The 26,231-nt window shown below is 68.0% G+C and carries 20 protein-coding genes and 2 pseudogenes; 10 read left to right on the forward strand and 12 right to left on the reverse strand.

Features of this window, described 5'->3' with window-relative positions; all coding sequences use genetic code 11:
- Window positions 1-24: 24 nt before the first annotated feature.
- The 4 genes from purH to AWB92_RS11920 form a co-directional block, all read right to left on the reverse strand.
- On the reverse strand, window positions 25-1,593 hold the full coding sequence (gene purH, locus AWB92_RS11905) for a bifunctional phosphoribosylaminoimidazolecarboxamide formyltransferase/IMP cyclohydrolase (RefSeq protein WP_085185771.1): 1,569 nt from the start codon (window positions 1,591-1,593) through the stop codon (window positions 25-27).
- Window positions 1,590-2,237 (reverse strand): phosphoribosylglycinamide formyltransferase, encoded by a 648-nt coding sequence (purN, locus tag AWB92_RS11910; protein WP_085185773.1) that lies wholly within the window; start codon window positions 2,235-2,237, stop codon window positions 1,590-1,592. The genes purH and purN overlap by 4 nt, the downstream gene beginning before the upstream one ends.
- A 90-nt stretch (window positions 2,238-2,327) precedes the next feature.
- Entirely contained in the window at window positions 2,328-3,662 is a 1,335-nt protein-coding gene (locus AWB92_RS11915) for a DUF6350 family protein (RefSeq protein ID WP_085185775.1), read from the reverse strand.
- 39 nt (window positions 3,663-3,701) lie between these two features.
- Entirely contained in the window at window positions 3,702-4,607 is a 906-nt protein-coding gene (locus AWB92_RS11920; RefSeq protein WP_085185777.1) for a DUF5336 domain-containing protein, read from the reverse strand.
- A 216-nt stretch (window positions 4,608-4,823) separates the two neighbouring features.
- Here AWB92_RS11920 and AWB92_RS11925 point away from each other — a divergent pair, with 216 nt between their 5' ends.
- Both AWB92_RS11925 and AWB92_RS11930 read left to right on the forward strand, forming a co-directional pair.
- The gene (locus AWB92_RS11925; RefSeq protein WP_085185779.1) at window positions 4,824-5,672 is read left to right on the forward strand and encodes an LLM class F420-dependent oxidoreductase; all 849 of its coding nucleotides are present in this window, start codon (window positions 4,824-4,826) and stop codon (window positions 5,670-5,672) included.
- A gap of 80 nt (window positions 5,673-5,752) precedes the next feature.
- Window positions 5,753-6,958 (forward strand): annotated as a pseudogene (locus tag AWB92_RS11930) (PE family protein); the annotation flags it as partial.
- A gap of 120 nt (window positions 6,959-7,078) precedes the next feature.
- Here AWB92_RS11930 and sucD read toward each other — a convergent pair.
- Together sucD and sucC are read right to left on the reverse strand one after the other, a co-directional pair.
- Window positions 7,079-7,981 (reverse strand): succinate--CoA ligase subunit alpha, encoded by a 903-nt coding sequence (gene sucD, locus AWB92_RS11935; protein ID WP_085185783.1) that lies wholly within the window; start codon window positions 7,979-7,981, stop codon window positions 7,079-7,081.
- Between the two features lie 66 nt (window positions 7,982-8,047).
- Window positions 8,048-9,211 carry an ADP-forming succinate--CoA ligase subunit beta gene (gene sucC, locus AWB92_RS11940; protein ID WP_085185785.1) on the reverse strand — a complete coding sequence of 388 codons (1,164 nt, stop codon included), beginning with the start codon at window positions 9,209-9,211 and terminating at the stop codon, window positions 8,048-8,050.
- A 326-nt stretch (window positions 9,212-9,537) separates the two neighbouring features.
- Between sucC and AWB92_RS11945 the strand changes: the two genes are divergently transcribed.
- Both AWB92_RS11945 and AWB92_RS11950 read left to right on the forward strand, forming a co-directional pair.
- On the forward strand, window positions 9,538-10,596 hold the full coding sequence (locus AWB92_RS11945; RefSeq protein ID WP_241523434.1) for a M23 family metallopeptidase: 1,059 nt from the start codon (window positions 9,538-9,540) through the stop codon (window positions 10,594-10,596).
- A 1-nt stretch (window position 10,597) separates the two neighbouring features.
- Window positions 10,598-11,149 (forward strand): hypothetical protein, encoded by a 552-nt coding sequence (locus AWB92_RS11950; RefSeq protein ID WP_173817405.1) that lies wholly within the window; start codon window positions 10,598-10,600, stop codon window positions 11,147-11,149.
- Here AWB92_RS11950 and pcrA read toward each other — a convergent pair.
- Together pcrA and AWB92_RS11960 are read right to left on the reverse strand one after the other, a co-directional pair.
- Entirely contained in the window at window positions 11,146-13,473 is a 2,328-nt protein-coding gene (gene pcrA, locus AWB92_RS11955) for a DNA helicase PcrA (protein WP_085185789.1), read from the reverse strand. The genes AWB92_RS11950 and pcrA overlap by 4 nt on opposite strands.
- A gap of 223 nt (window positions 13,474-13,696) precedes the next feature.
- On the reverse strand, window positions 13,697-17,080 hold the full coding sequence (locus tag AWB92_RS11960; protein WP_085185834.1) for a pyruvate carboxylase: 3,384 nt from the start codon (window positions 17,078-17,080) through the stop codon (window positions 13,697-13,699).
- Between the two features lie 367 nt (window positions 17,081-17,447).
- On the opposite strand from AWB92_RS11960, the gene AWB92_RS11965 reads away from it, so the two are divergent.
- Together AWB92_RS11965 and pgi are read left to right on the forward strand one after the other, a co-directional pair.
- Window positions 17,448-17,765 (forward strand): chorismate mutase, encoded by a 318-nt coding sequence (locus tag AWB92_RS11965; protein ID WP_085185791.1) that lies wholly within the window; start codon window positions 17,448-17,450, stop codon window positions 17,763-17,765.
- Window positions 17,766-17,870: 105 nt separating this feature from the next.
- Window positions 17,871-19,535, forward strand: a complete 1,665-nt coding sequence (pgi, locus tag AWB92_RS11970) for a glucose-6-phosphate isomerase (RefSeq protein ID WP_085185793.1) — start codon at window positions 17,871-17,873, stop codon at window positions 19,533-19,535.
- Window positions 19,536-19,613: 78 nt separating this feature from the next.
- Here the strand turns inward: pgi and AWB92_RS11975 are convergent, their stop codons facing one another.
- From AWB92_RS11975 to cobF, 4 genes and pseudogenes are all read right to left on the reverse strand, one after another.
- Window positions 19,614-20,363 carry an SDR family oxidoreductase gene (locus AWB92_RS11975; RefSeq protein WP_085185795.1) on the reverse strand — a complete coding sequence of 250 codons (750 nt, stop codon included), beginning with the start codon at window positions 20,361-20,363 and terminating at the stop codon, window positions 19,614-19,616.
- A 29-nt stretch (window positions 20,364-20,392) separates the two neighbouring features.
- Window positions 20,393-20,863, reverse strand: a complete 471-nt coding sequence (locus AWB92_RS30480) for a zinc finger domain-containing protein (protein WP_231982093.1) — start codon at window positions 20,861-20,863, stop codon at window positions 20,393-20,395.
- A gap of 150 nt (window positions 20,864-21,013) precedes the next feature.
- Window positions 21,014-21,256, reverse strand: a pseudogene (locus tag AWB92_RS30485) (DNA-formamidopyrimidine glycosylase family protein); the annotation flags it as partial.
- 5 nt (window positions 21,257-21,261) lie between these two features.
- A complete protein-coding gene (gene cobF / locus AWB92_RS11985) occupies window positions 21,262-22,014 on the reverse strand; it encodes a precorrin-6A synthase (deacetylating) (protein ID WP_085185836.1) in 753 nt (250 codons plus the stop codon).
- A gap of 101 nt (window positions 22,015-22,115) precedes the next feature.
- Here cobF and AWB92_RS11990 point away from each other — a divergent pair, with 101 nt between their 5' ends.
- From AWB92_RS11990 to AWB92_RS12005, 4 genes are all read left to right on the forward strand, one after another.
- A complete protein-coding gene (locus AWB92_RS11990) occupies window positions 22,116-23,021 on the forward strand; it encodes a diiron oxygenase (RefSeq protein ID WP_085185799.1) in 906 nt (301 codons plus the stop codon).
- Between the two features lie 233 nt (window positions 23,022-23,254).
- On the forward strand, window positions 23,255-24,193 hold the full coding sequence (locus AWB92_RS11995) for a DUF4873 domain-containing protein (RefSeq protein ID WP_241523435.1): 939 nt from the start codon (window positions 23,255-23,257) through the stop codon (window positions 24,191-24,193).
- A gap of 306 nt (window positions 24,194-24,499) precedes the next feature.
- On the forward strand, window positions 24,500-25,273 hold the full coding sequence (locus tag AWB92_RS12000) for an STAS domain-containing protein (RefSeq protein WP_241523432.1): 774 nt from the start codon (window positions 24,500-24,502) through the stop codon (window positions 25,271-25,273).
- Between the two features lie 91 nt (window positions 25,274-25,364).
- A complete protein-coding gene (locus AWB92_RS12005; RefSeq protein WP_085185803.1) occupies window positions 25,365-26,231 on the forward strand; it encodes an LLM class flavin-dependent oxidoreductase in 867 nt (288 codons plus the stop codon).

Here is a 26,231-nt window from a genome sequence, read left to right on the forward strand (position 1 = left end):
CGCTACGGCCACCCGCTAAGCGGCCTAGTGCGCGAAGTGACGGGCCCCGGTGAGGTACAGGGTGATGCCGGCGTTGGCCGCCGCCGCGGTGACCTCGTCGTCGCGCACCGATCCGCCCGGGTGCACAACGGCCTTCACGCCCGCGGCCGTCAGCGTCTCGAGGCCGTCGGGGAACGGGAAGAACGCGTCCGAGGCCGCGACGGCGCCGCGCACCCGGTCGCCACCGCGTTCGACGGCCAGCCGGGCCGCGTCGACGCGGTTGACCTGCCCCATGCCGACGCCGATGGTGGCGCCGTCGGCGGCGATCACGATCGCGTTCGACTTGACCGCGCGGCAGGCTCGCCACGCAAACACCAAATCGGTCAAGGTGTTCGGGTCGGCCGGTGACCCGGTCGCCAGGGTCCAATTGACCGGGTTGTCGCCGTGCGCGTCGAGCTGGTCGCGCTGCTGCACCAGCAGTCCCCCGCTGACCGGTCGCAGCTCGGTGCCGCCGGCCAGCGGCTCGGAGGCCACCAGCACGCGGATGTTCTTCTTGCGCGTCAACGCGTCGACGGCACCCGGCGCGTAGGCCGGCGCCACGATCACCTCGGTGAAGATGGTGCTGACGTATTCCGCCATCTCGACGCTGACCTCGGTGTTGGACGCGATCACGCCGCCAAAGGCGCTCAGCGGATCGCACTCGTGGGCCTTGCGGTGCGCGTCGGCGACCGACACCGACGAGATCGCGATCCCACAAGGGTTGGCATGCTTGATGATTGCCACGCACGTCTCTTCATGATCGAAGGCGGCCCGCCACGCCGCGTCGGCGTCCGTGAAGTTGTTGTAGGACATCTCTTTTCCGTGCAGCTGCTCGGCCTGGGCCAGGCCCGGCCAGGCGCCGGGGTCGCTGTAGAGCGCCGCCTGCTGGTGCGGGTTCTCGCCGTAGCGCAGCATCGTCGTGCGCCGCCAGCTGCCGGCGAGCCACTGCGGGAACGCCGTGGGCGGATGCTCGGGCGCCAGCGTCGACTCCATCCAGCCGGCCACGGCGATGTCGTAGTCCGCGGTGTGCTGAAACGCCAGCGATGCCAGCCTTTTGCGCTCGGCGAGGGTAAATCCGCCGTTGCGCACCGCCGCGAGTACCCCGTCATACCCAAGCGGGTCGACGACGACCGCCACGCTGGGATGGTTCTTGGCGGCCGCCCGGACCATCGACGGCCCGCCGATGTCGATCTGCTCGACGCATTCGTCGATGCCCGCGCCGGAGTCGACGGTCTCGCTGAACGGATACAGGTTGACGACGACCAGTTCGAACGCCGCGATCCCGAGCTCCTCGAGCGCCGCGGCGTGCTCGGGCTTGCGCAGGTCGGCCAGCAGCCCGGCGTGCACCCGCGGGTGCAGCGTCTTGACCCGCCCGTCGAGCACCTCGGGGAAGCCGGTCAGCTCCTCCACCGGGGTGACCGAAATTCCTTTGTCGGCAATGGTTTTCGCGGTGGAACCGGTGGAGACGATCTCCACGCCCGCCGCGCTCAGGCCCTCGGCGAGCTCGATCAGCCCCGTCTTGTCGTACACGCTGATCAACGCGCGGCGAATCGCCCTTCTTGACTCGTCGCTCATCCTATGCTCGCCTTTCGTCCGATCGCCGCTTTTCTTCCGACCACTGTCACGCCGCGGGTTGCGATCGCGGCCACCACATCCACCAACAGTCGCCGCTCGATGACCTTGATGCGCTCATGCAGTGTCTCTTCGTTGTCGCCGTCGAGCACCGGAACGGGCTCCTGCGCCAATATCGGCCCGGTATCCATGCCGGCGTCTACCAGGTGCACCGTACAGCCGGTGACCTTCACACCGTAAGCCAGCGCGTCGGGCACCGCATGCGCCCCCGCGAAGGCCGGCAGCAGCGCCGGATGGGTGTTGAGCGTTCGCCCGCAGAATCGTGAAAGAAATTGCGGCCCAAGTATTTTCATGAACCCCGCGGAGACGATGAGATCGGGCGAGTGCGCGGCCGTCGCCTCGGTGATGGCCGCGTCCCAGGCCGTGCGGTCGGGATAGTCGCCGAGGCGGACCGTGAACGCCGGCAGCGACGCCGCCGCCGCGACCTCGTTGGCCCGACATTCGCGATCCACGCCGACCGCGACTATGCGCGCCGGATAGTCACCCGTGGCGGCTTCGATGAGCGAGCCCAGCAACGAACCGGTGCCGGACGCCAGCACCACCACCCGCGCCGGCGCGCTCGGGGGCACGTGAAGCGGTTGGGGCACAACGGGGAGCCTAGTCGGGCGAATCGCCGCGCCGACTCTGCGTCCAGCGCTGGTTCGCTCGGCGTGTCGGCGCGCTCAGCGCAGTCTCGATCACTCCGAGCGCGGAGCCTCGTCGCCCTCAGCCGACTCGCGGGCCGGCTCGTCGTCCTCGCTGACCGTCGGCTCCTCCTCGACGGACTCGCCGACCGGCTCGTCGTCGATCTCGTCCTCCGGGTCCTCGAACAGCACCGGCTCCTCGACCGGCGCGGCTCTCGGTCGCCGGGGCCTCCTGAGCCGGATGGGGCGGATCCCGCCGGCCATCACCACGGTTATCCAGCCCACCACCGCGAACCAGAAGAACACGCCGATCAGCAGGGCCCCCTGGTCGACGCCGACGTCACCGAAGTTGCCCAGCCGGCCGCTGCCGCCGTAAGCGAGCAACGACATCACCAACGCGCCGGCGACCGATGCGACCAGCAGTTTGGCCAGCGCCGGCAGCACCGGCAGCGCGTGCCGGGCGCATTGTTGTCCCACCGCAACCCCGGACGAGGCGCCCACGATGAGCAACGCGACCCAGACCGGACCCAGTGGCGGCGAGGGGGCCGCGGCCAGGATCGGCAGCGCGGGCATGTCACCGCCGAACACGGTGAACGGACTGAACGTCGCGAAACCGAGGTGCGCCGAAGACCCGACCGCAATCGCCGACGTGCCGACGATGACGTTCGGTGCGTACAGCACCGACAGCACCGTGAGGCTGAACTCTCCGAATATCGAATCGGTGATCCCGTAGAGCTCTTGCATCGTCGACCAGTGCACGACCAGCGAGCCCGCGGTCACCAGGCCGGAAAGCCCGAGCAGCGCCAGCACACCGGCCACCGCCGCGCGCAGCGAATCACCGAGCCAGTTGGGCAGCGGCGATGCCGCCAGCGCGCGCCGGCCCACCCGCGACCACACGCCGATCCCGGCGCCGAGGGCGTGCACCACCAGCACGCTGGCGAATGCCCGCAGGGCGCTGGGCGTCTGCAGCTCGGTGATCACCGACGACGCGTCGTGGATGACCGCCAGCGCGATCGCCGCCATCAGGAGAGGCCCACCCAGCGCGGAGGCGATCACCCACCGGACGACCAGCCATGACGAGGAGGGGGACGTCGCCCGTGCGCTGGTGCGCGCGGTACCCCACACCATCAACAGGACCGGCAGCAGCGGCAGCACGCCCAGCTCGCGGCCACCGATCGAGATCGGCACCTGGTGCACCCCGAGCCACATGCTGGCGATGGCGCCCGGCGCACCCGTCATGTCGCTGTTGGCGATCAGCAACTGCAGCAACGTGACCGCGGCGATGATGCCCAACGCCACCACGGCCGGCGCGAACGCCACCCGGACAAGGTCCCGCGCCTGGCGAGCGCCTGCCGCCCGGTTGTCCGCGCTTTCCGACACCCTTGTCACTCTTGGCGCACGTGCCCGACTACGCGCGAGAGCGCACGTTTAGGCCGGTGCCGCCGGCCCGGACGACGGCGACTGCTGCTCCTGGCCGCCGGTGTGGCTGGACTGCTCGGCCGGGGCCGAACCCGTCTGCGACTCGTTGGACGACGGAGGCGGGCTGAAGCTGGGAAAACCGGTGGGTGGCGTCGACGGTCCCTGCTGATGCTGCGCGGTCGGCTGCGGACCCGACTGCGGCGAGGGCTGTGCACCGAAGCCACCGGTCGACGTGGGGATCGCCTGCTGGGTCACGTCCTGGCTGGACGGGTAGCCCCCGTATTGCGCGCCGTACCCGGACGGCCGCGGCGGCTCCTGGTGTCCCGCCTGCTGCTGCCCGTAGTAGGACGGTTGCTGTCCGTACTGCCCGTACTGGCCGTATTGCCCGTACTGGCCATACTGCGCGTACGGGTCGTACTTGGGCCGCGGGGCCGGTGCGGTGATGACGCCGGCGTCCAGCAGCAACGCACCGATGGCGGCGATCGCCTGGAAAATGCTGCAGGCCACCAGGGGCCACATCGCCCAGCCGATCGCGAAACCGGCGGGGGTGTTGACGGTCTCGGTGATGGCCAGCAGCGCACCCAGCGTCGCGATCACCGCGACGATTCCCACGTAGCTCTTGGCCTTGGGCAGCAAGCTGATTGCGGCCAGCAGGGAAGCCAGCACCGCGACGATGACCGCGGTGCCGGCATCGCCGGCGCGTCCACCGCCCGGGCCCAGGTCGGCGCCGATGGTGAACGTCGGGCCGAAGTTCAGCAGATACACCGCGATGCCGAGCACCACGACCGCGATGTTCAGGATCCGCGGAAGCTTGCTTTCGCCGTCGTCGGTCTTGGCGAACGACGGCGTGCTGCCCGCGTAGGACCCGCTTGGCTGCTGGGGTTGATATCCGGGGCTACCGGGCGAGTAGGTCATGACTCCTCCTGTTGCTTCCCGTGGTCTTGAAGTGTCTCGGCGGTGTCACATTCAAGCGCGACGCGGTGCCGCTGGGCACGCCGCTCGAAACACCTTCCCCATGTTGCCTAGCGGCGCGATCGATCACCCACGCTAGCGCACGTCCGGACGGCCGCGCCTCGACGCCGCGCCCCGGGAGCTTGCCCCGCGTCGGTAGAACACGTTCTAATCCTGTGCATGGATTACGGGCTCGTGCTTTTCACCAGCGATCGTGGCATCTCCCCGGCGGCCGCCGCCAAGCTTGCCGACGACAACGGCTTCCACACCTTCTACGTGCCGGAACACACCCACATCCCGGTCAAGCGTGAGGCGGCCCATCCCACTACGGGCGACGCGTCGCTGCCGGACGACCGCTACATGCGCACGCTAGACCCATGGGTAAGCCTGGGCGCGGCATGCGCCGTCACCTCCCGGGTGCGGCTCTCGACCGCCGTCGCACTGCCCGTCGAGCACGACCCGATCACGCTGGCGAAAAGCATTGCCACCCTTGACCATCTATCGGGGGGCCGGGTCAGCCTCGGCGTCGGGTTCGGGTGGAACACCGACGAGCTCGCCGATCACGGGGTGCCGGCCGGCCGGCGGCGCACCATGTTGCGCGAGTACATCGAGGCGATGCGCGCGTTGTGGACGGAAGAAGAGGCCGCCTACGACGGCGAATTCGTCAAGTTCGGTCCCAGCTGGGCCTGGCCGAAGCCGGTGCAGCCACACATTCCGGTATTGGTGGGCGCGGCCGGCAATGAGAAGAACTTCAAGTGGATCGCGCGCAGCGCCGACGGCTGGATCACCACGCCGCGCGACTTCGACATCGACGAGCCGGTCAAGCTGCTGCAGGACACCTGGGCCGCCGCGGGGCGCGACGGCGCCCCGCAGATCGTCGCGCTGGACTTCAAGCCGATCCCCGAGAAGCTGGCGCGCTGGTCCGAGTTGGGGGTGACCGAGGTGCTGTTCGGTTTGCCGGACCGCCCCGAAGACGAGATCGCCGCCTATGTGGAGCGGTTGGCCGGCAAGCTGGCCGCCGCGGTCTAGCAAAAGCCCAGCGGCTCGCACGTCCGAGCCGATACGATTTGCTCCTTCACGTCGGATCGTGACGTGCTGGGAGGTGTCCCATGTCGTTCTTGATCGCGACGCCGGAACTGGTGACAGCGGCCGCAACGGATCTGGCGAATGTCGGGGCGGCACTCGGCACGGCCAACGCGGCCGCCGCGGCCACGACAACCGAACTGCTGGCGGCCGGGGCCGACGAGGTGTCGGCAGGCATCGCGGCGTTGTTCGGCGCGCAGGGCCAGGCCTATCAGGCGCTCAGCGCCCAGGCGGCCACCTTCCACGCCCAGTTCGTACAGCTGCTGAGCGCCGGCTCCGCCTCGTACGAGGCCACGGAGGCGGCCAGCTCCTCGCCATTGCAGGCCGTCGAGCAGGAAATCCTCGGCGTGATCAATACGCCTACCCAGGTGCTGTTCGGCCGCCCGCTGATCGGTAACGGCGCCAACGCCGCACCTCTCAGCGGGGCGGACGGCGCGCCCGGCGGATTCCTGATCGGTAGCGGCGGCAACGGCGGGTCCGGCGGTCCCACGCACCCGGCCGGCGGGAACGGCGGGGCCGGCGGGCTCTTCGGCACGGGCGGGGCCGGCGGAGCCGGCGCGAACGGCCCGAGCGGCGCCAACGGCGGGAACGGCGGGGCCGCGGGCCTGTTCGGCACCGGCGGCGCGGGCGGCATGGGCGGGCCGGGTCTAGCTGGCAACGGCGGCACGGGCGGCATGGGCGGGGCCGGCGGGCTGTTCGGCACCGGCGGTGTCGGCGGCGCCGGCGGCGTATCAAATACGAATAACGGCGGGGCGGGCGGCGCCGGCGGGGCCGGCGGCCTGCTTCTCGGCACCGGCGGCGCCGGCGGCTTCGGCGGCGCCAGCGTCGCCGCCACGGGTGACGGCGGGAACGGCGGGAACGGAGGCGCCGGCGGCTTCCTCAACGGCACAGGCGGCACCGGCGGCTCGGGCGGCACCGGGTTCAACGGCGGGGCCGGCGGAGGAGGCGGGCATGGCGGGGTGCTGTCCGGCTCCGGTGGCGCCGGTGGCGCCGGCGGCACGGTCGGCGGCAGCGGAACCGGGGGCGCCGGCGGGGTCGGCGGCGATACCGGCATCTTGTTCGGCCAGGGAGGCGCCGGCGGCGACGGCGGCAACAGCACCGCCCTCGCGGGTAAGGGCGGCGCCGGCGGCGCTGGCGGCAACGCCGTGGCGGTCGGCAACGGAGGTAACGGCGGCAACGGCGGCACGGCTCCCGTGTTCCGGGGCGCCGGCGGTCAGGGTGGGGCCGGCGGTCTGCTTGGCCTCGACGGTCAACCTGGACTGTGATTGCCGCTCTCGTCTAGCGCGAGCAGACGCAGAATCGCGCAAATCCGCGGAGCGGCGTGCGATTCTGCGTCTGCTCGCCGAAGACCTCTACAGGCTCTTGAGGATCTCCCGGGCCAGCGCAGCCGTCTCCGAGGGGGTCTTGCCGACCTTGACGCCGGCCGCCTCCAGGGCCTCCTTCTTGGCGGCCGCGGTGCCCGACGAGCCGGACACGATGGCGCCGGCGTGGCCCATCGTCTTGCCCTCCGGCGCGGTGAATCCCGCGACGTAGCCGACGACGGGCTTGGAGACGTGGGCCTTGATGTAGTCGGCCGCGCGCTCCTCGGCGTCGCCGCCGATCTCACCGATCATCACGATGACCTTGGTGTCGGGGTCCTTTTCGAATGCCTCGATGGCATCGATGTGGGTGGTGCCGATCACCGGGTCCCCGCCGATGCCGATTGACGTCGAGAACCCGAAATCGCGCAGCTCGTACATCATTTGGTAGGTCAGCGTGCCGGACTTGGACACCAGCCCGACGGGACCCGAACCGGTGATGTTGGCCGGGGTGATGCCCACCAACGCCTCGCCCGGCGTGATGATGCCGGGACAGTTCGGCCCGATGATGCGCGTCTTGCTGCCCTTTTCCACGTTGTAGGCCCACGCAAATGCCGTGTCCTGCACCGGAATTCCCTCGGTGATGACGACCAGCAGCGGGATCTCGGCGTCGATGGCCTCGATGATGGCGTCCTTGGCGAATTTCGGCGGCACGAAGATGATCGACACGTCCGCGCCGGTCTTTTCCATCGCCTCCGTGACGCTGCCGAACACCGGCAACTTGGTGATCCGGCCGCCCCTGTCCTCGTGCGTGACGGTGGTGCCCGCCTTGCGCGCGTTGACACCGCCGACAATCTGGGTGCCCGCCTTGAGCATTCGGGCGGTGTGCACGGTGGCCTCGCTGCCGGTGATGCCCTGGACGATGACCTTGTTGTTCTTGTTCAAAAAGATCGACATGGTTCCAAGTCCTTTCTCTAGTGGCGATCCGCTGCGACCGGCGTCGCCGCTCTTGCGATCGCCACGTCAGGCGCTCGCCAGCTCGGCGGCCTTGTCGGCGGCCTCGTCCATCGTGGCCACCAGCGTCACCAGCGGGTGGTTGGCCTCGGTCAGGATGCGACGGCCCTCGTCGACGTTGTTGCCGTCGAGGCGCACCACCAGCGGCTTGTTGGCCTCGCCGCCGAGAATTTCTAGGGCCTTGACTATGCCGGTGGCCACCGCGTCGCACGACGTGATGCCGCCGAAGACGTTGACGAAGACGCTCTTGACCTGTTGGTCACCCAGGACCACGTCCAACCCGGCGGCCATCACCTCCGCCGAGGCGCCGCCGCCGATGTCGAGGAAGTTGGCCGGCTTGACGCCCCCGTGCTTCTCCCCGGCGTACGCGACGACGTCGAGGGTCGACATCACCAGGCCCGCGCCGTTGCCGATGATGCCGACCTGGCCGTCGAGCTTGACGTAGTTGAGGTGGTGTTCCTTGGCCTTGAGCTCCAGCGGGTCGGTGGCCTCGCGGTCCTCGAACTCGGTGTGGTCGGGGTGGCGGAAGTCGGCGTTGGCGTCCAGGGTGACCTTGCCGTCCAGCGCCAGGATCCGGTCGTCCGGCGTACGCACCAGCGGGTTGACCTCCACCAGGGTCGCGTCCTCGGCGACGAAAAGCTCCCACAGCTTGGAGATGGTGATTGCGGCGGCGTCGAGCACCTCGGCCGGCAGGTGGCCCTGCTCGGCGATGGACCGCGCGGTCGCCACGTCGACACCCTTGACGGCGCTCACCGGCACCTTGGCCAGGCGGTCGGGCTTGGTGGCGGCCACCTCCTCGATCTCCATGCCGCCCTCGACCGAGCACATCGCCAGGTAGGTGCGGTTGGCGCGGTCGAGCAGGAAGGAGATGTAGTACTCCTCGGCGATGTCGCTGGCCTCGGCGACCAGCAGCTTCTTCACGACGTGGCCCTTGATGTCCAGGCCGAGGATGTTCTTGGCGTGTTCGTACGCGTCTTCCGCGGTGGCGGCGTACTTGACACCGCCCGCCTTGCCGCGACCGCCGATCTTGACCTGCGCCTTGACCATCACCGGGCGGCCGATCTCCTCGGCGATGGCCCGGGCGCCGTCGGCGGTATCGGTCACTCGCCCGGGCGTGCTCGGTACGTTGTGCTTGGCGAACAATTCTTTGGCTTGATACTCGAAAAGGTCCATGGCCTCACTGTCTTCGGTCGGCTTGCTGCTAGGCCTATACGTTGGCGGCGGCGCCGGAATCGGCAACTCGCACGCTGGCACTGTATCCACCCGTCGAATTCCTGCTACCGTCGCGTCCACCGTTGTGGCACAGCTCACGGCATACCGGCACGCCGCCAAAGTGATGCGAATCACAATATCGGTTGGCTTCTTAGCCCGAGGTTGCAAGGCCCGTCGGTTAGCGGATACCTTCCTAGGGTCCAGATAACGTTATGGTCACGATACGAGGACAATTCAGCTTGTCGCAGCACCGTTTAGCCCGTCATTCAGCCGTGTCAACCGGCGTCGTGAGGGTCGGTCGCGCAGCCGGCGGCCGGTGGACGGAGACCCACCGAAACGAAGTCACCGAGATCCTTCCGCTCGACGGATTCGACTTCGACGACCTGGAATTCGCCGACGAGTCGGGCGATCTCAAAGACCTGGACTTCAGCAACGACTCGACCTTCGACAACGAGGCTCAGGTGCTGCTGGCTCCGGAGCTCGATGACCTGCACGACGTAGACGACCTGGCCCCGCTGTTGCTGGCGGCGCCCGCCGCCGTGCCGGTCCCCGCGCGGTTTCAACCCGACGCTCTCGGCATAGAGGAGCGTCGTCACAACCACTCGGACATCACGGACGTCATTCCGGTGATCCGGCGCGGCGGGCAGCACCGCAAGCAGCCGACCAGCGCGGCTAGGGGCCGCCTGCTGATCTCCGCGATGGCGGCCGGCGCGGCCGCCGCGGCGGCCCACACGGCGACCAGCCACGCCGACACCCCCAAGACGGAGGCCGTGCTGACGGCCAACGCGTCGGCGCTCGACGGCGGGACGGGGCCGAACACCATCCGCGGCGCCCAGGTGATCGCGGTCGCGCCGGCGGCGAATGCCGCGGTGCACAACGAGGAATTCGCGCGGGGCGTGGCCTTCGCCAACGATCGCGCGCAGCGCGAGGCGCGGTTGCAGCAACCGCTCTATGTGATGCCGACGAAGGGGATCTTCACCTCGAACTTCGGCTACCGCTGGGGTGTGCTGCACGCCGGCATCGACCTGGCCAACTCGATCGGCACACCGATCTATGCGGTGTCCGACGGCGTCGTTATCGACTCCGGGCCGGCCGCCGGTTATGGGGCGTTGGTCAAGCTCCGCCACGCCGACGGCACGGTCACGCTCTACGGCCACGTCAACACGACGCTGGTCAGCGTCGGCCAGCGCGTGATGGCTGGCGACCAGATCGCGACCATGGGCAACCGCGGCAATTCCACCGGACCGCACCTGCATTTCGAGGTGCTGCAGGGCGGCACGGAGCGGATCGACCCGGTGCCGTGGCTCGCAAAGCGGGGACTTAACGTCGGCAATTACGCTGGCTGAGGTGACTTCGCCGAACGACCCGCCTGCCCCACCACCCGAGACCGCGACACCCCCCTCGGAATCGCAGACTCGGATCATTCGCCGGGCACCGACCGGGCCGATGCCCGTTGTGCCGGAGTCGCCGACCACGCAGATCCCCCCGTACCAGGCAACTCCCGCCCGGCCCCGGGTTCTGCCGGGCCCCGAACCGAGCGGCCGGACGGCCGTCGCCGCCGCTGCGGTCAGTATTGTCAGCGGCTGGGCCACGTCCGTGGTGACCACCGACCTGATCGCCGGGTGGTGGCGAACCGACCGCCTGTTCTGCATCGCGGTCGCGTTTCTGGCGCTGGTGTTCGCGATCACCACGGTGTCGGGCGTGATCTTGTTGCTGCAGCATCGGCCCGTGGGGCGCTACCTCATCGCGGCCGGGGCGGTGGTCGCGGTACTGACCTACGGGGGCGTGTTCATCGCGGGCGCGCGGGTGGCGTGGATCGTCTACACCCTGTGGCTGCTGCCGGTCGCCAGCGTGGTGCTGGCGTTTCACCCGCAGACCAAACGCTGGCTGCCGGCCTAAAGCTTGCTGACCGGGGCGTGGTTGTGCATCAGCTTCACCCTCCCCGCGCTGCCGAAATCGATCAGTGACATGGCCGATTCGCCGACGCCGGAGACCTCCTCGACCCGGCCGAGCCCGTACTTGTCGTGGGTCACCCGATCGCCGGGTTGCAACACCAGCGGCGGGCGTTTGCTTGCGCCCGAGCGGCTCGGCGACGGCCGCGGCGCCCCGAACCGTCCGGCGCCGCTCACCGGGGCACTGAACGACGGCGCGGGCGCGCTGCGCCGCCAGTCGATCAGCTCCTGCGGAATCTCGCGCAGGAAGCGCGATTCCGGGTTGAGCATCGGCTGGCCCCACGAGGACCGGACGATGGCCCTGCTCACATAGAGCCGCTGACGCGCCCGGGTGATGCCGACGTAGGCCAGCCGCCGCTCCTCGGAAAGCTCGGTCGGATCGTCCAGCGACCGCATGTGGGGGAACATCCCGTCCTCCCAGCCGGTGACGAACACCACCGGGAACTCCAGACCCTTCGCGGTGTGCAGCGTCATCAGCGTGACGACCCCGGCGCCGTGCTCCGGGATGTCGTCGGCGTCGGCGACCAGCGACACGCGCTCCAGAAACGCCGCCAGCACACCGGTGTCCGGCACGTCTTCGTCCTCCGGCGCCGACTCGTCCAGCGCGGCCGCGTTGGCCAGATCGGCGCTGAATTCATGTGCGACGCTGACCAATTCGTTGAGGTTGTCCAGCCGGGCCAGTTCCTGCGGGTCGGTGGAGGACTCCAGCTCGTTGCGGTACCCGGAGCGTTCGAGCACCAACTCGACGAGGTCGCCGAGGTCGTCGTCGAGGTGTCCCCTCAGGTCGTCCAGCAGCTCGACGAAACCCGCGATCGCCTTCTCCGCGCGCGTATTCAGCATCGGCACTTTGCCCTCGGCCGCGGCCACCAGCGCGTCGGCGAAGCTGGCGCCGGTGTTCTCGGCGTACACCGTCACGCACGCCTCGGCGCGATCCCCGATCCCCCGGCGCGGCGTGTTGAGGATGCGCCGCATGCTGACCGCGTCACCGGGGTTGTCCAGCACCCGTAGGTAGGCGACGATGTCGCGGATCTCCTTGCGTTCGTAAAACCGCACTCCCCCAACGACTTTGTACGGGATTCCGGCGCGGATGAAGACCTCCTCCAACGACCGCGATGAGTTGTTGGTGCGATAGAACACCGCCACGTCGTTGTAGGTGATCTCGCCGCGCTCGGCGAGCGCGTCGATCTCCTCGGCCACAAACCTGGCCTCGTCGTGCTCGTTGTCGGCGACGTAGCCGACGATCAGCTCGCCGGCGCCGGCGTCGGTCCACAGCCGCTTCTCGCGGCGCCCGGAGTTGCGGGCGATCACCGAGTTGGCGGCCGACAGGATGTTCTGCGTGGAGCGGTAATTCTGTTCCAGCAGAATGGTTCTCGCGTCCGGGTAGTCGCGCTCGAAGTCCTCGATGTTGCGGATGGTCGCGCCGCGGAACGCATAGATCGACTGGTCGGCATCGCCGACCACGCACAGCTCGCCGGGCGGCACGTCGTCGACGGTCTCGGTGCCGACCAATTCCCGGACCAACACGTACTGCGCGTGGTTGGTGTCCTGGTATTCGTCGACCAGCACGTGCCGGAACCGCCGCCGGTAGTACTGCGCGATTTCGGGGAACGTCTGCAGCACCGCGACGGTCTCCCCGATCAGGTCGTCGAAGTCCAACGCGTTGGCCGCCCGCAGCCGCCGCTGGTATTCGCCGTACACCGAGGCCACCGTGCGGCTCAACTCGTCGGAATCGTCGGTCAGGTTGGCGACGGCCTCGTCCGGATAGATCAGCTCGTTCTTCAGGTTGGAGATGGCGTTGGCCAGCAGCCGCGGCGAGTAGCGCTTGATGTCGAGCCCCATGTCGCGGCCGATCATCTGCAGCAGGCGCCGCGAGTCGTCGGCGTCGTAAATCGAGAAATTGGAGTTGAGGCCCTTGATCAGCGACGCCTGGTTGCGCAGGATGCGCACGCAGGTCGAGTGGAACGTCGACACCCACATCGCGCGGGCCCTGGGGCCCACCAGCCGCACCACCCGATCGCGCATCTCCGCCGCGGCCTTGTTGGTGAAGGTGATCGCCAGGATCTGGCCGACGCCGACGCCCCGCGCCGCGATCAGGTAGGCGATGCGCCGGGTCAGGACGGCCGTCTTGCCCGAGCCCGCGCCCGCCACGATCAACAGGGGCGAACCCTCATGCACCACCGCCTGACGCTGTTGCGGGTTGAGCCCGTCGAGCAGCTGCTCTGCTTCGGGGGCGGACTTGGCATCAGTACTACTGGTCGCGTGCACACTCATGTCGGTCCAAATTTACCGCCGACCACCGACGACCTCGCTGGCCAGGGCCTCCGGCGCGGCGCGACCAGCGGTGCCGGACTCCCCGGCGACACCTATGAGCCACGCAACCCTGCGATAGCGGCGACGAACCCTGAATCGCAGCACAGGGCGCCGCGGTCGGCGCCCGGGGCCACGGAGCTTTGGACGTCATCCGCCATGGCGGACGGCTGCCTCGAGGCGCCCGTTAGCTGATAACCACCAACAGGTCGCCACCCTCAACTTGTGCGGTGTGAGACACCGCTATCCGTGCGACCTTGCCCGCCTTCGGAGCAGTAACGGCAGCCTCCATCTTCATCGCTTCGATCGTCGCAATCGTCTGTCCCGTAGCGACTTCCTCATCGTTGGCCACAGTCACGGTGACGACCCCGGCAAATGGGGCCGCGACGTGATCCGGATTGTTACGGTCAGCCTTCTCAGCATTCGGCACATCGGCGGCGATGCTGCGGTCACGCACCACGACCGGACGCAACTGCCCGTTGAGGATGCACATCACCGTCCGCATGCCGCGTTCGTCGGCATCGGAAATCGCCTCTAGACCGATGAGCAACTCCACACCGCGCTCCAGCTCGACACGGTGCTCGTCCCCCTGCCGAAGTCCATAGAAGAACTGATTGGCGCTCAGCCGGGAGGTGTCGCCGTATTGCTCACGATGGTCCTCGAATTCTATGGTCGGTCCGGGGAACAGCAGCCGATTCAGCGTTGCCTGGCGCTCGACGCCCCTTGCGGCCAAAGCCTTTTCATCCTCGGCTGACAGCTGTTGCTCCGCCTTCGCCGGACCGCGCCCCTGTAATGCCTTGGTGCGTAAAGGCTCGGGCCAACCGCCGGGCGGGTCACCAAGTTCCCCACGCAGGAAACCGATGACCGAGTCCGGGATGTCGTAACGCGCCGGGTCATCGGCGAAATCCTGCGCGCTGACGCCCGCGCCGACGAGCGCCAGCGCCAGGTCCCCGACCACCTTGCTCGACGGGGTCACCTTGACCAGATGCCCGAGGATGGCATCGGCCCCGGCGTAGGCGTCTTCGATCTCCTCGAACCGGTCACCGAAACCCAGCGCGATCGCCTGCTGACGCAGGTTAGACAATTGCCCACCCGGGATCTCATGGCGGTACACCCGCCCTGTCGGGGCCGGCAGCCCGGATTCGAACGGCGCGTACACCTTGCGCAACGCCTCCCAGTACGGCTCCAGGTCGCACACGGAGGTCAGGGACAGGCCGGTGTCGTATTCGGTATGCGCTGCGGCGGCCACGATGGAGGACAGTGCTGGCTGGCTGGTGGTCCCGGCCAGCGGGGCTGCTGCGCCGTCGACGGCATCGGCTCCGGCGCGCCAGGCCGCCGCATAGGTTGCCAGTTGCCCGCCGGGGGTGTCGTGCGTATGTACGTGCAGCGGCAGGTCGAACCGCGCCTTGAGCGCAGTAACCAGTGTGGTCGCGGCGGGGGCGCGTAACAGCCCGGCCATGTCCTTGATCGCCAGCACGTGTGCGCCCGCCGTCACAATCTGTTCGGCCAGCTTCAGGTAGTAGTCCAGGGTGTAAAGCTTCTCGGCCGGATCGCTGAGATCGCCCGTGTAGGACATGGCCACCTCGGCTACGGCGGTACCGGTCTCGCGAACCGCGTCGATCGCGGGGCGCATCGAGTCGACGTTGTTCAGTGCGTCGAAGATCCGAAAGATGTCGATGCCGGTCGCCGTCGCCTCCTCGACGAATGCCGTCGTGACGATCTCGGGATAGGGCGTGTAGCCAACGGTGTTGCGCCCGCGCAGCAGCATTTGCAGGCAGATGTTGGGCATCGCTTCACGCAAAGCCGCCAGCCGCTCCCACGGGTCCTCCTTCAAAAAGCGCAGCGCGACGTCGTATGTCGCCCCGCCCCAGCATTCGACCGACAGCAGCTGGGGCATCATCCGGGCGATGTATGGCGCCACCATGACCAGTCCGCTGGTGCGCACCCTCGTAGCCAGCAGGGACTGGTGCGCGTCGCGGAACGTGGTATCCGTGACACGGACGCCCGGCGACTGGCGTAGCCACCCCGCAAACCGCTCCGGCCCAAGTTCGATGAGGCGGTGCTTGGATCCTGCTGGCGGATCCGTCGACAGGTCTATGTCAGGGAGCTTGTCATTCGGGTACACAGCCGAGGGGCGTTCACCGTGCGGCTTGTTGACCGTTACGTCGGCCAGGTACGTGAGGATCTTGGTGCCGCGGTCCGCCGAACTGCGCGCCGTGAGCAGCTGTGGATGCTGCTCGATGAACGACGTCGTGATACGGCCGGCCTGGAAATCCGCGTCGTCCAGAACCGATTGCAGGAAGGGAATGTTCGTCGACACGCCGCGGATGCGGAACTCCGCAACCGCGCGCCGCGCACGCCGCACGGCCGTGGAAAAATCCCGGCCCCGACAGGTCAGTTTGATCAGCATCGAATCGAAGTGCGCACTGATCTCCGCCCCCAGCGTCGTTCCGCCATCCAACCGAATTCCCGCCCCACCCGGGGTGCGATAGGCGGTGATTCGACCCGTGTCCGGACGGAATCCGTTGGCCGGATCCTCGGTGGTGATGCGGCACTGCAGCGCCGCGCCGTGCGGGACGAGCGAATCCTGGCTCAAGCCAATCTGTTCCAGGGTCTGCCCCCCGGCAACCTGCAGCTGGGCGGACACCAGGTCGACGTCGGTGATCTCCTCGGTGACGGTGTGCTCGACCTGGATGCGCGGGTTCATCTCGATGAACACGTGGTTGCCGCGCTCGTCTAGCAAAAACTCGACCGTGCCTGCGCATGTATAGCCGATACTTTGTGCGAACTTCACCGCGTCCGCGCAGATGCGCTCCCGCAATTCGGGATCCAGGTTTGGCGCCGGTGCGATTTCGATGACCTTCTGATGCCGGCGTTGGACGCTGCAATCCCGCTCGTAGAGGTGCATCACGTTGCCCCGGGTGTCGGCCAGAATCTGCACCTCGATGTGCCGCGGGTTGAGCACGGCCTGCTCGAGGAACACCGAGGCATCGCCGAAGGCGGACTCGGCCTCGCGGCTTGCCGCCTCGATTGCCTCGGGCAGCACCGCCGCGTCGGTAACTCGGCGCATCCCGCGGCCGCCTCCGCCGGCGACCGCCTTGACGAACAGAGGGAAGGCCATGGACTCGGCGGCCGACACCAGCTCGTCCACTGATGTCGAGGGTGCAGAGGAGGCCAGCACCGGAAGACCCGCCGCCCGCGCCGCCGCAATAGCCCGCGACTTGTTGCCCGTCAGCTCGAGCACCTCAGCGCTCGGGCCGACGAACGTAATGCCCGCGGCCGCGCACGCCGCCGCCAAGTCTGGATTCTCCGAAAGGAATCCATACCCGGGGTAGATCGCGTCCGCTCCGCACGCCAGGGCGGTGGCGACGATCTCGTCAACCGACAAATAGGCCCGCACCGGGTGCCCCTCCTCGCCGATCTGATACGACTCGTCGGCTTTCAGCCGGTGCACAGAATTGCGGTCTTCGTACGGATAGATCGCCACGGTGGCCATTTGCAGTTCGTAGGCCGCCCGAAAGGCGCGGATGGCGATCTCGCCCCTGTTAGCGACCAGTACTTTTGTGAGCACGGTTTTCACCATAGAGCGAACGCCGTGAGCATCGAACCGTCCCGGCGTGATCAGATGTCTGGGCTTCGCGACCGGAGCCGGAACGCAACTCAGGGCCGCCTTCGATGAGGTGCAGACAGGTGCGATGACGCTGGACTTCGGTCGCGAAAGATCGAGGGTGGCGGCCAACGAACTGACGTTGATGATCACTAGGACCCCTTTTTGCGTGGTTACGGCCCTTAGTGGCACACTCGGTGAGTGCTCAACATGCAGCGCCGATTTTTTTATGGGTACCGGCCAGCGGTGCCCGTGGTGTAGCTGCTTTCGCAGAGCCCCGTGGTCCGCTTCCGGATTCGGGGCTCGTCTCTTTTGTGAGGCCCGATAACGGATGAGACCAGAACCCCCACATCAAGAGAATGCGGAGCTAGAAGAGATGAACATCGAGATGGTCGAGTCCCAAGAGGCCACCGACATTGACGCGTTGCGCCAGGAGATCGACCGACTGGACGCCGAGATCCTCGCCGCGGTAAAGCGGCGGGCCGAAGTTTCGCGCGCGATCGGCAAGGTACGGATGGCGTCCGGCGGCACCCGGCTGGTCCACAGCCGCGAGATGAAGGTCATCGAGCGCTACAGCGAGCTCGGACCCGACGGTAAGGACCTGGCGATGCTGTTGCTGCGACTGGGTCGGGGCCGGCTCGGCCACTGAGGCCGCCCGCCACACCTGGCTCCGCCCCGTCGGGCGGCATTAGGGTCAAATCATGACCCGCGTCGGCGACGATGCAGAGCTTTGCGATGAGGAGGAGCGGCGCTCATGACATCCGTGCAAACCATCCCCGACATCACCGCCACCCCGGCGTGGGACGCCCTGCGCAGGCATCACGAACAAATCGCCCAGACCCACCTGCGGCAGTTCTTCGACGAGGACCCCGATCGCGGCCGCGAGCTCACCGTGACCGTCGGCGACCTCTACATCGACTACAGCAAACACCGGGTCACCCGAGAGACGCTGGGGCTGCTGGTCGACCTGGCGCGCGCGGCTAACCTCGAGGAGCGCCGCGACCAGATGTTCTCCGGCGCACACATCAACACCTCCGAGGACCGGGCCGTGCTGCACATCGCGCTGCGGCTGCCGCGGGACGCCGAGCTGATCGTCGACGGCCAGAACGTCGTCGAGGACGTGCACGCCGTGCTGGACAAGATGGGCGACTTCACCCACCGGTTACGCAGCGGTGAATGGACCGGGGCCACCGGGAAAAAGATCAGCACCGTGGTCAACATCGGGATCGGCGGGTCGGACCTGGGGCCGGCCATGGTTTACCAGGCGCTGCGCCACTACGCGGACGCCGGAATCTCGGCGCGCTTCGTCTCCAACGTCGACCCCGCCGACCTGGTCGCCAAGCTGGCCGACTTGGACCCCGCCACAACGCTTTTCATCGTTGCGTCGAAGACCTTCTCCACCCTGGAGACGCTGACCAACGCGACCGCCGCGCGGCGCTGGCTGACCGACGCGCTCGGCGACGCCGCGGTGTCCAAGCATTTCGTGGCGGTCTCCACCAACAAGCGCCTGGTCGACGACTTCGGCATCAACACCGACAACATGTTCGGGTTCTGGGACTGGGTCGGCGGGCGCTATTCGGTCGACTCGGCGATCGGGCTGTCGGTGATGGCCGTCATCGGCAAGGAGGCGTTCGCCGATTTCCTGTCCGGATTCCACATCGTCGACCGGCATTTCCAGACGTCCCCGCTGGGGTCGAACGCGCCGGTGCTGCTCGGCCTGATCGGGCTGTGGTACTCCAACTTCATGGGCGCGCAATCGCGCGCGGTGCTGCCGTATTCGAACGACCTGGCCCGCTTCGCGGCCTACCTGCAACAGCTGACCATGGAATCCAACGGCAAGTCGACCCGCGCCGACGGCACGCCGGTCACCACCGACACCGGCGAAATCTTTTGGGGCGAACCGGGAACCAACGGCCAGCACGCGTTCTACCAGTTGCTGCACCAGGGCACCCGGCTGGTGCCGGCCGATTTCATCGGCTTCAGCCAACCCACCGACGACCTGGCCACCGCCGACGGCACCGGCAGCATGCACGACCTGTTGATGAGCAACTTCTTCGCCCAGACCCAGGTGCTGGCGTTCGGCAAGACCGCCGAGGAGATCGCCGCCGAGGGCACCCCCGCCGACGTCGTGCCGCACAAGGTGATGCCCGGAAACCGGCCATCCACTTCGATTTTGGCCGACCGGCTCACCCCGTCGGTGCTGGGTCAGCTGATCGCGCTCTACGAGCACCAGGTCTTCACCGAGGGGGTGATCTGGGGCATCGACTCGTTCGATCAGTGGGGTGTGGAGCTGGGCAAAACGCAGGCCAAGGCGCTGCTTCCGGTGATCACCGGCGACGCCTCACCCGCGCCGCAGACCGACAGCTCGACCGACGCGCTGGTTCGCCGCTACCGCACCGAGCGCGGACGCACGAGCTGACGTTTCCCGGCGAGGGCGCGCAAATGCGCGCCTTCATCCAGCGTGTCGCGTACAGACACGCGCCCTCGCCGCAGTTTTCTAGGCGAACACCCTCGTCAGCGGGGGCGGCAGCACCCGCATCAACTGGACCAGCGGGGCCCACGGCCACCACGGCACGACGGCGCGGCCGGGTTCGCGCTCGATCGCGTCGACCAACGCCTTGACGCCAGTTTCGTTGTCCACCATGAACATTGTGCTCGCGGACTTAGCGGTCATCTCCGACTCGATGTAGCCCGGCTCGATCACCGAAACCTTGATGGGGCCGCGGCGGTATTCAGCGCGCAGCGATTCACCTAGCGAGCGCATCCCGGCTTTGCTTGCGGCGTAAGCGGCTTTGACGCCCGGCACCCCCTTGTTGCCGAGCACCGACGAGATGAGCACCAGATGGCCCTGCCCGCTTTTGGCGAACATCTCCAGCGCGGTCTCGATCTGCACCAGGGCGGCAACCAGGTTGGTCTCGAGGGTCGCCTTGTTGGCCCACGGCTTGCCCGAGCCCAGCTTCGCGCCCTTGCCGATGCCGGCGTTGACGACGATGCGGTCAACCCCGCCGAGCTCGTCGCTGATTTCGGCGAACACCTTCGGCACCTGCTCGTGGTCGTTGACGTCCAGCGCGGCGACCGCGATCTTGATTCCCGGATACTGTTGCGTCAGTTCGGCTTTCAGCTCGTCGAGCCGGTCGGTGCGACGGGCGCACAGCCCGAGGTCGCGGCCCTTGGCGGCGAACGAGCGCGCCATCCCGGCGCCCAGGCCGGAACTGGCCCCGGTGATGAGGATCTTCTGACGAGTCACCCGGGCAGCATATCGACCGTTGCCGGCGGCTACTTGAGCAGCCGCGACAAGCGGCGGTCAGCAAGCACCTTGCCGCCGGTCTGGCATGTCGGGCAGTACTGAAAAGACTTGTCCGCGAACGACACTTCGCGCACGGTGTCCCCACACACCGGGCACGGCAGGCCGGTGCGGGCGTGCACGCGCAGGCCGGAGCGCTTCTCCCCCTTGAGCATGGCGGCGCCCTGGCCGACGGAGCGGCTCACCGCGTCGGTCAGCACCGAGATCATCGCGTCGTGCAGGGCGGTGAGCTGTTCGTCGGACAGCTTGCCCGCGGTGGCGAACGGCGAGATCTTCGCGACGTGCAGGATCTCGTCGCTGTAGGCGTTGCCGATGCCCGCGATCACCTTCTGATCGGTGATGACCGTCTTGATCCGGCCGGTGTTGCCGGACAGCACCCCGGCCAGGTCCTCGGGGCTGAGCTCCAGCGCATCGGGGCCGAGGGCGGCGATGCCGGGCACCAGCTTCGGGTCGTCGACGAGCCACACCGCCAGCCGCTTCTGCGTGCCGGCCTCGGTGAGGTCGAAGCCGGGCGCCTCACCGGGCGTGCCCAGGTGCACCCGCATGGCGATCGGGCCCTTGCCGGGCCGCAGCGGGGCCGCCGCCAGCTTGTCGGACCACCGCAGCCACCCCGCGCGCGACAGGTGGGCGATCAGGAACAACGGCCCGGCCCGCAGCCCCAGGTATTTGCCCCAGCGCTGGGCCCCGGTCACCGATTGACCGTGCAGCACGCTGATCGGCGGATCGAAGGTCTTCAGCACCGAAAACGCAACGACGTCGACGCGACCGATGGTCGATCCGACGGCGTGGCGGCGCAAGTGGTCGACCAGCGCTTCGATTTCGGGTAGTTCGGGCACGCCCTTCAGTCTGCCGTTCTGAGCAAATAGGTGTCCATGATCCAGCCGTGCCGCGCGCGGGCGTCGGCGCGCAGCGCCACGATGCGCGCCGCGACCTCACCGACGGTGCCGGCAACCAGCAGCTCGTCGCCGGTGCCGAGGTAGGCGCCCCACCAGATCTTCGTGTCGGGCGGGCACGTCTGAAACGAGCAGTCGGCGTCGAGCATTACCACCGCCGAGCCGGCCAAGCCGTTCCTGCGCAGCTGCCTGCCGGTGGTGATCAGGACCGGCTCGCCGACCTCGTTGAGCGGGATGCGATGCCGAGCCGTCAGCGCCTGGACCGCGGTGATGCCCGGAATGACGTCGTAACTGAACTCGAGCTCGGCGGCTTCAGCCTTGATGGCGTCGAGGATGCGCAGCGTGCTGTCGTACAGCGACGGGTCGCCCCAGGCCAGGAAGGCGCCGACGCCGTCGGGACCTAGCTCGGCGGAGATTGCGTCCGCCCACAGCCGCGCCCGCGCGGCGTGCCAATCCGCGACCGCGTCCCGGTAGTCGGCCTCGGTCGAGCGCTTGGGATCGGGCAGCTCCACGAAGCGATACTCGGGCTGCCGGATGAACCGGGCACAGATCTCGCGTCGCAGGGCGACCAGATCGCTTTTCGTCTCCCCCTTGTCCATCGCGAAGAAAACCTGGGTGTCGTTGAGCGCCTCGATGGCCTGAACGGTCACATAGCCCGGGTCCCCGGCGCCGATCCCGATGACGTGAATGTGCCGACCCACCACGCCAGTCAACCGAATCGAAACCTGGAAGGCCTAGTCGGCCCCTCAAGTACCCAGTACCATGGGTACCGCCTGCAGCACCCAACGAAGGGACGCCAGCTATGACTACCGCGGTGAAGCCGGGTGGGCCGAGTCGTGAGGAGTTCTCAGACCGATTGCTGAAGGGCTCGGTCAAGAAGTCCTACGAGCCGGTGGTCGACATCGACTGGGACGCGCCGCTGGACCCCGACAAGTTCTACCTGCCGCCGCGGCTGGTGTCGTTGTACAACACCCCGATGTGGGACGAGATGACGCGCGAGCAGCAGATCGACCTGTCCCGCCAGGAACTGGTCAACACGCTCTCGGCCGGGATCTGGTTCGAGAACATGCTCAACCAGTCGCTGCTGCGGACCATCTTGCATGAGGACCCCACCAGCTCCTCCACGCATTACAAGCTCACCGAGCTGGGTGACGAGACCCGGCACATGGTCATGTTCGGCAAGGCCATCGAGCGCATCGGCGCAAAACCGGTGCGGCCGAGGCTGTTTCACCGGTGGATCATCAACGCGCTGCCGCTGGCGTTCCAGCGCGGCTCGATGCTGTGGATTGCCGCCCTCATCGGCGAAGAGATCTTCGACTCGCTGCAACGGCAGATGATGGACGACCCCGAGCTGCAGCCAATCATCCAGCGGCTCATGCGGATCCACGTCACCGAAGAGGCCCGCCACATTCAGTTCGCCCGCGACGGCGCCCGCAAGCGCGCCGCGGAGATGCCGCGGCTCAACCGCTGGTTCATGGCCAACATCAACGGGCTGGGCGGATACTTCTTTAACTACTTGTTCAGCAACCCGATCCCGTACGCGCGGGTGGGCCTAGACGCGAAGCGGGCAAGAAAGACCGCGCGCACCAGCGCGCACCGCCGCGAGATGCAGGTTGCCGGCTTCGCACCGCTGGCAGCGTTTCTGACCGAGGTGGGCCTGCTGGGCCCGATCGCGCGCCGCGGCTGGAAGCGCAGCCGATTCCTGTGACCCAGTCGCCCGTGCGCTGCCATCGGGTGCTCGTCGTTGGGGCGGGAGACAGCGCACGGGCGGCCCTGCGGGCGGTTGGGATCACCGACGTCGCGACGCTCGACCGCGACGTGCTCGGGTCAGGGTTCGACGACGCCACCGACACCTGGCTGCTGACGACGGCCGGTGGCGAACCCGTGCGGGCCGGCGTCGTCGTCGCCGACCGATCGGCGCACATCCCGTGGTTACCGGACATCGCCGGACGCGACGACTTCCTCGGCGAGTCGTTTCACGCGGCCCAGTGGCCGGCAGGTTTCGACCCGACCGGCAAGCGCGTCGCCGTCATCGGCGCCGATTCCACCGCCGGTCACCACATCCCGCGGCTGATGAATTCGGCGGCCTCGGTCACGGTCTTCGCGCACCCGCCGCGCCGGGTCGTCGACGAGCTGCCGCTGCCCGCCACCCGCGCCAAGCGCTGGCTGCGCCGCCGCATCCGACCGGCCGCCGACGCGGCGCCACGGCCCGCGCTGGTGAGATTGCCCGTCGTCGCCATCACGGCATCGCGCGTCCGAACCGCCGACGGGGTCGACCACGACGCCGACGCCATCATCTACGGGACCGGGTTCGCCGCGCTCGACCCAACGTCGGGCGCCACGCTGGTCGACGGCATGGAGCCCTACTTCGGGGTCGCCGTTCGCGGCTTGCCCAACTACTTCTTCGTCACCGGGCCAGACACCGGCGCGCAGGCACGCTATGTCGCCGAGTGCATCGCATTGATGGAACGCACCGACAGCACCCGCATCGAAGTGCGCCGCAGCAGCCAGCGGGTGTTCAACGAGCGCGTCTATGTGCAATCGGCCCAGCCCCAGCCGGTGGCGTCGGCGTTCGAGTTGACGTCCGGCGCGGCCGGGACCGACGCCACATACGAGGGCGCGGCGACGCTGACGATCGCCGGATCCGACCATCCGGTGCGCGTGCGTCTCGCCGGCCACCTGGATCCGATCGACGGCCATTACCACTGGCAAGGCACGGTCTTCGGTTCCTCGGCGCTGCCCGACGAGTCGCTCAAGCAGGCACGCACCGCGACCCTAACGGTCGGCGAGCGCAGCGCGCCGGCCCGCATCATCGAGCGGACCCCGTGGGGCACGCACACGGTGGCGGGGGTCGGCGCTCCGCCATACGCGCTGAGCTGACCGGCGCGGCGCGGTATTTCGCAGGTTTGCCGATCTTGACGTTCGGGTAACCGCGTTAGTCTCTTTTCATCTCACGTGTGCTGCGACGGATGGGCAGTTTTCGCCGCCGAGGGGCGGGTTCTCCAACAATTGGCGGGCGGGAATTCCAGGAGCGGGGGATATGGCAGCGGACCGGATCAGGAAATCGCATCCGCCGTCTTTCACGGTGGGAACGCGGGGGCCTAAATTGCTATTGAGACACGCGCACCCGGATAACACGCCTTGCCGGGGCTCGGTCGGCGAGGATAAAGCCCTGACCGGAAAGGGGTGGCTGCGGTGAGCGCGGTAGCTGAGTCACCGAGCTCGCTGGCCGTTGCGACGCGCACGGAGCAGTCGGTCGTCGTGCTCACGGTCGAGGGCGTGCTCGACGGCAGCAGCTCCCCGGCGCTGCGCGACATCATCACGAAGGCGACGCTGGACGAGCCGTCCGCCGTCCTAGTCAACGTCTCCCGCCTGCAGGTCCCCGAGGAATCGGTCTGGTCGAGCTTTATCGGCGTGCGCTGGCAGGCGCACACCCGGCCCGACGTCCCGATCGTGCTGGTCTGCGCGGACCGCGCCGCCCGCGAGGCGATCACCCGGAGCGAGGTCGCCCGCTTCATGCCGGTGTACGCGACCGAGAAGTCCGCGATGAAGGCGCTCGACCGGCTCACCAGCCGCACCGTGCGCCACGCCGATGCCGAGCTGCCCGCCAACCTGACCAGTCTTCGCGAGTCGCGCCGGCTGGTCCGCGAGTGGCTGACCGCTTGGTCGCAGTCCGCGCTCATCCCGGTCGCGCTGGTGGTCGTCAACGTGTTCGTGGAGAACGTGCTCGAGCACACCGGAAGCGTGCCGATGATGCGGGTCGAGACCGACGGCTCAACGGCGACCATCGCGGTGTCCGACGCCAGCAGCACACCCGCCCTGCGGCTGCCGTCGCCGGACAAGGGCATCGACGTGTCCGGCCTGGCGATCGTCGACGCGTTGTCACGCGCCTGGGGCAGCACCCCGACGGCGTCGGGCAAGACCGTCTGGGCCGTCATCGGGCCCGAGAATCAGCTCTAGCCAGACGACACCTTGTTCGGGGACCCGCGCGCGGGTAAAAGTAGAACACGTTCTAATCTCGTGAGACGGTCCCTCCAGGAAGGCGGATGACGTGCGGTTCACCTACGCAGAGGCGATGACGAACTTTCGCTACTACATCCCGCTAGCCAAGGCGGCCGAGGCCGCCGGCTACCACGCCATGACGATCGCCGACAGCATCGCCTATCCCTTCGAATCCGACTCGAAGTATCCGTACACCCCCGACGGCAACCGCGAATTCCTGGACGGCAAGGAGTTCATCGAAACCTTCGTGCTGACTTCGGCGTTGGGCGCGGTGACGTCGACGCTGCGGTTCAACTTCTTCGTACTCAAGCTGCCCATCCGTCCACCCGCGTTGGTGGCCAAGCAAATCGGTTCACTGGCCGCGATGACCGACAACCGCGTGGGTTTCGGGGTCGGCACGAGCCCGTGGCCCGAGGACTACGAACTGCTGGGCGTTCCATTTGCCAAGCGCGGCAAGCGGATGGACGAATGCATCGAGATCATCCAGGGCCTCACCACCGGCGACTACTTCGAATTCCACGGCGAGTTCTACGACATCCCCAAGACCAAGATGACCCCGGCTCCGACCAAGCCGATCCCGATCCTGATCGGCGGGCACGCCGACGCCGCGCTGCGCCGCGCGGCACGCCTGGACGGCTGGATGCATGGCGGCGGCGATCCGGAGGAACTCGACGCGCTGCTCGCCAAGCTCAAGCAGTATCGCGAGGAAGCGGGCAAGACCGGCCCGTTCGAGATCCACGTCATCTCGGCCGACGCCTACACCGCGGACGGCATCAAGCGGCTCGAGGACAAGGGCGTCACCGACGTGATCGTCGGCTTCCGCATCCCTTACATCACGGGAGCCGACACCGAGCCGCTGGACAACAAGATCCGCAACCTGGAGATGTTCGCCGAGAACGTCATCGCGAAACTCTAG

This window comes from Mycobacterium sp. IEC1808, from assembly GCF_002101935.1.
In the GTDB taxonomy this organism is placed as follows: Bacteria; Actinomycetota; Actinomycetes; order Mycobacteriales; family Mycobacteriaceae; genus Mycobacterium.

What these genes read in the sequence shown, in the direction of transcription:
- purH (WP_085185771.1), bottom strand. Translation starts at nt 1,593, where the DNA reads ATGAGCGACGAGTCAAGAAGGGCGATTCGCCGCGCGTTGATCAGCGTG.
- AWB92_RS11920 (WP_085185777.1), bottom strand. Translation starts at nt 4,607, where the DNA reads ATGACCTACTCGCCCGGTAGCCCCGGATATCAACCCCAGCAGCCAAGC.
- AWB92_RS11925 (WP_085185779.1), top strand. Translation starts at nt 4,824, where the DNA reads ATGGATTACGGGCTCGTGCTTTTCACCAGCGATCGTGGCATCTCCCCG.
- sucD (WP_085185783.1), bottom strand. Translation starts at nt 7,981, where the DNA reads ATGTCGATCTTTTTGAACAAGAACAACAAGGTCATCGTCCAGGGCATC.
- sucC (WP_085185785.1), bottom strand. Translation starts at nt 9,211, where the DNA reads ATGGACCTTTTCGAGTATCAAGCCAAAGAATTGTTCGCCAAGCACAAC.
- pcrA (WP_085185789.1), bottom strand. Translation starts at nt 13,473, where the DNA reads ATGAGTGTGCACGCGACCAGTAGTACTGATGCCAAGTCCGCCCCCGAA.
- AWB92_RS11965 (WP_085185791.1), top strand. Translation starts at nt 17,448, where the DNA reads ATGAGACCAGAACCCCCACATCAAGAGAATGCGGAGCTAGAAGAGATG.
- pgi (WP_085185793.1), top strand. Translation starts at nt 17,871, where the DNA reads ATGACATCCGTGCAAACCATCCCCGACATCACCGCCACCCCGGCGTGG.
- AWB92_RS11990 (WP_085185799.1), top strand. Translation starts at nt 22,116, where the DNA reads ATGACTACCGCGGTGAAGCCGGGTGGGCCGAGTCGTGAGGAGTTCTCA.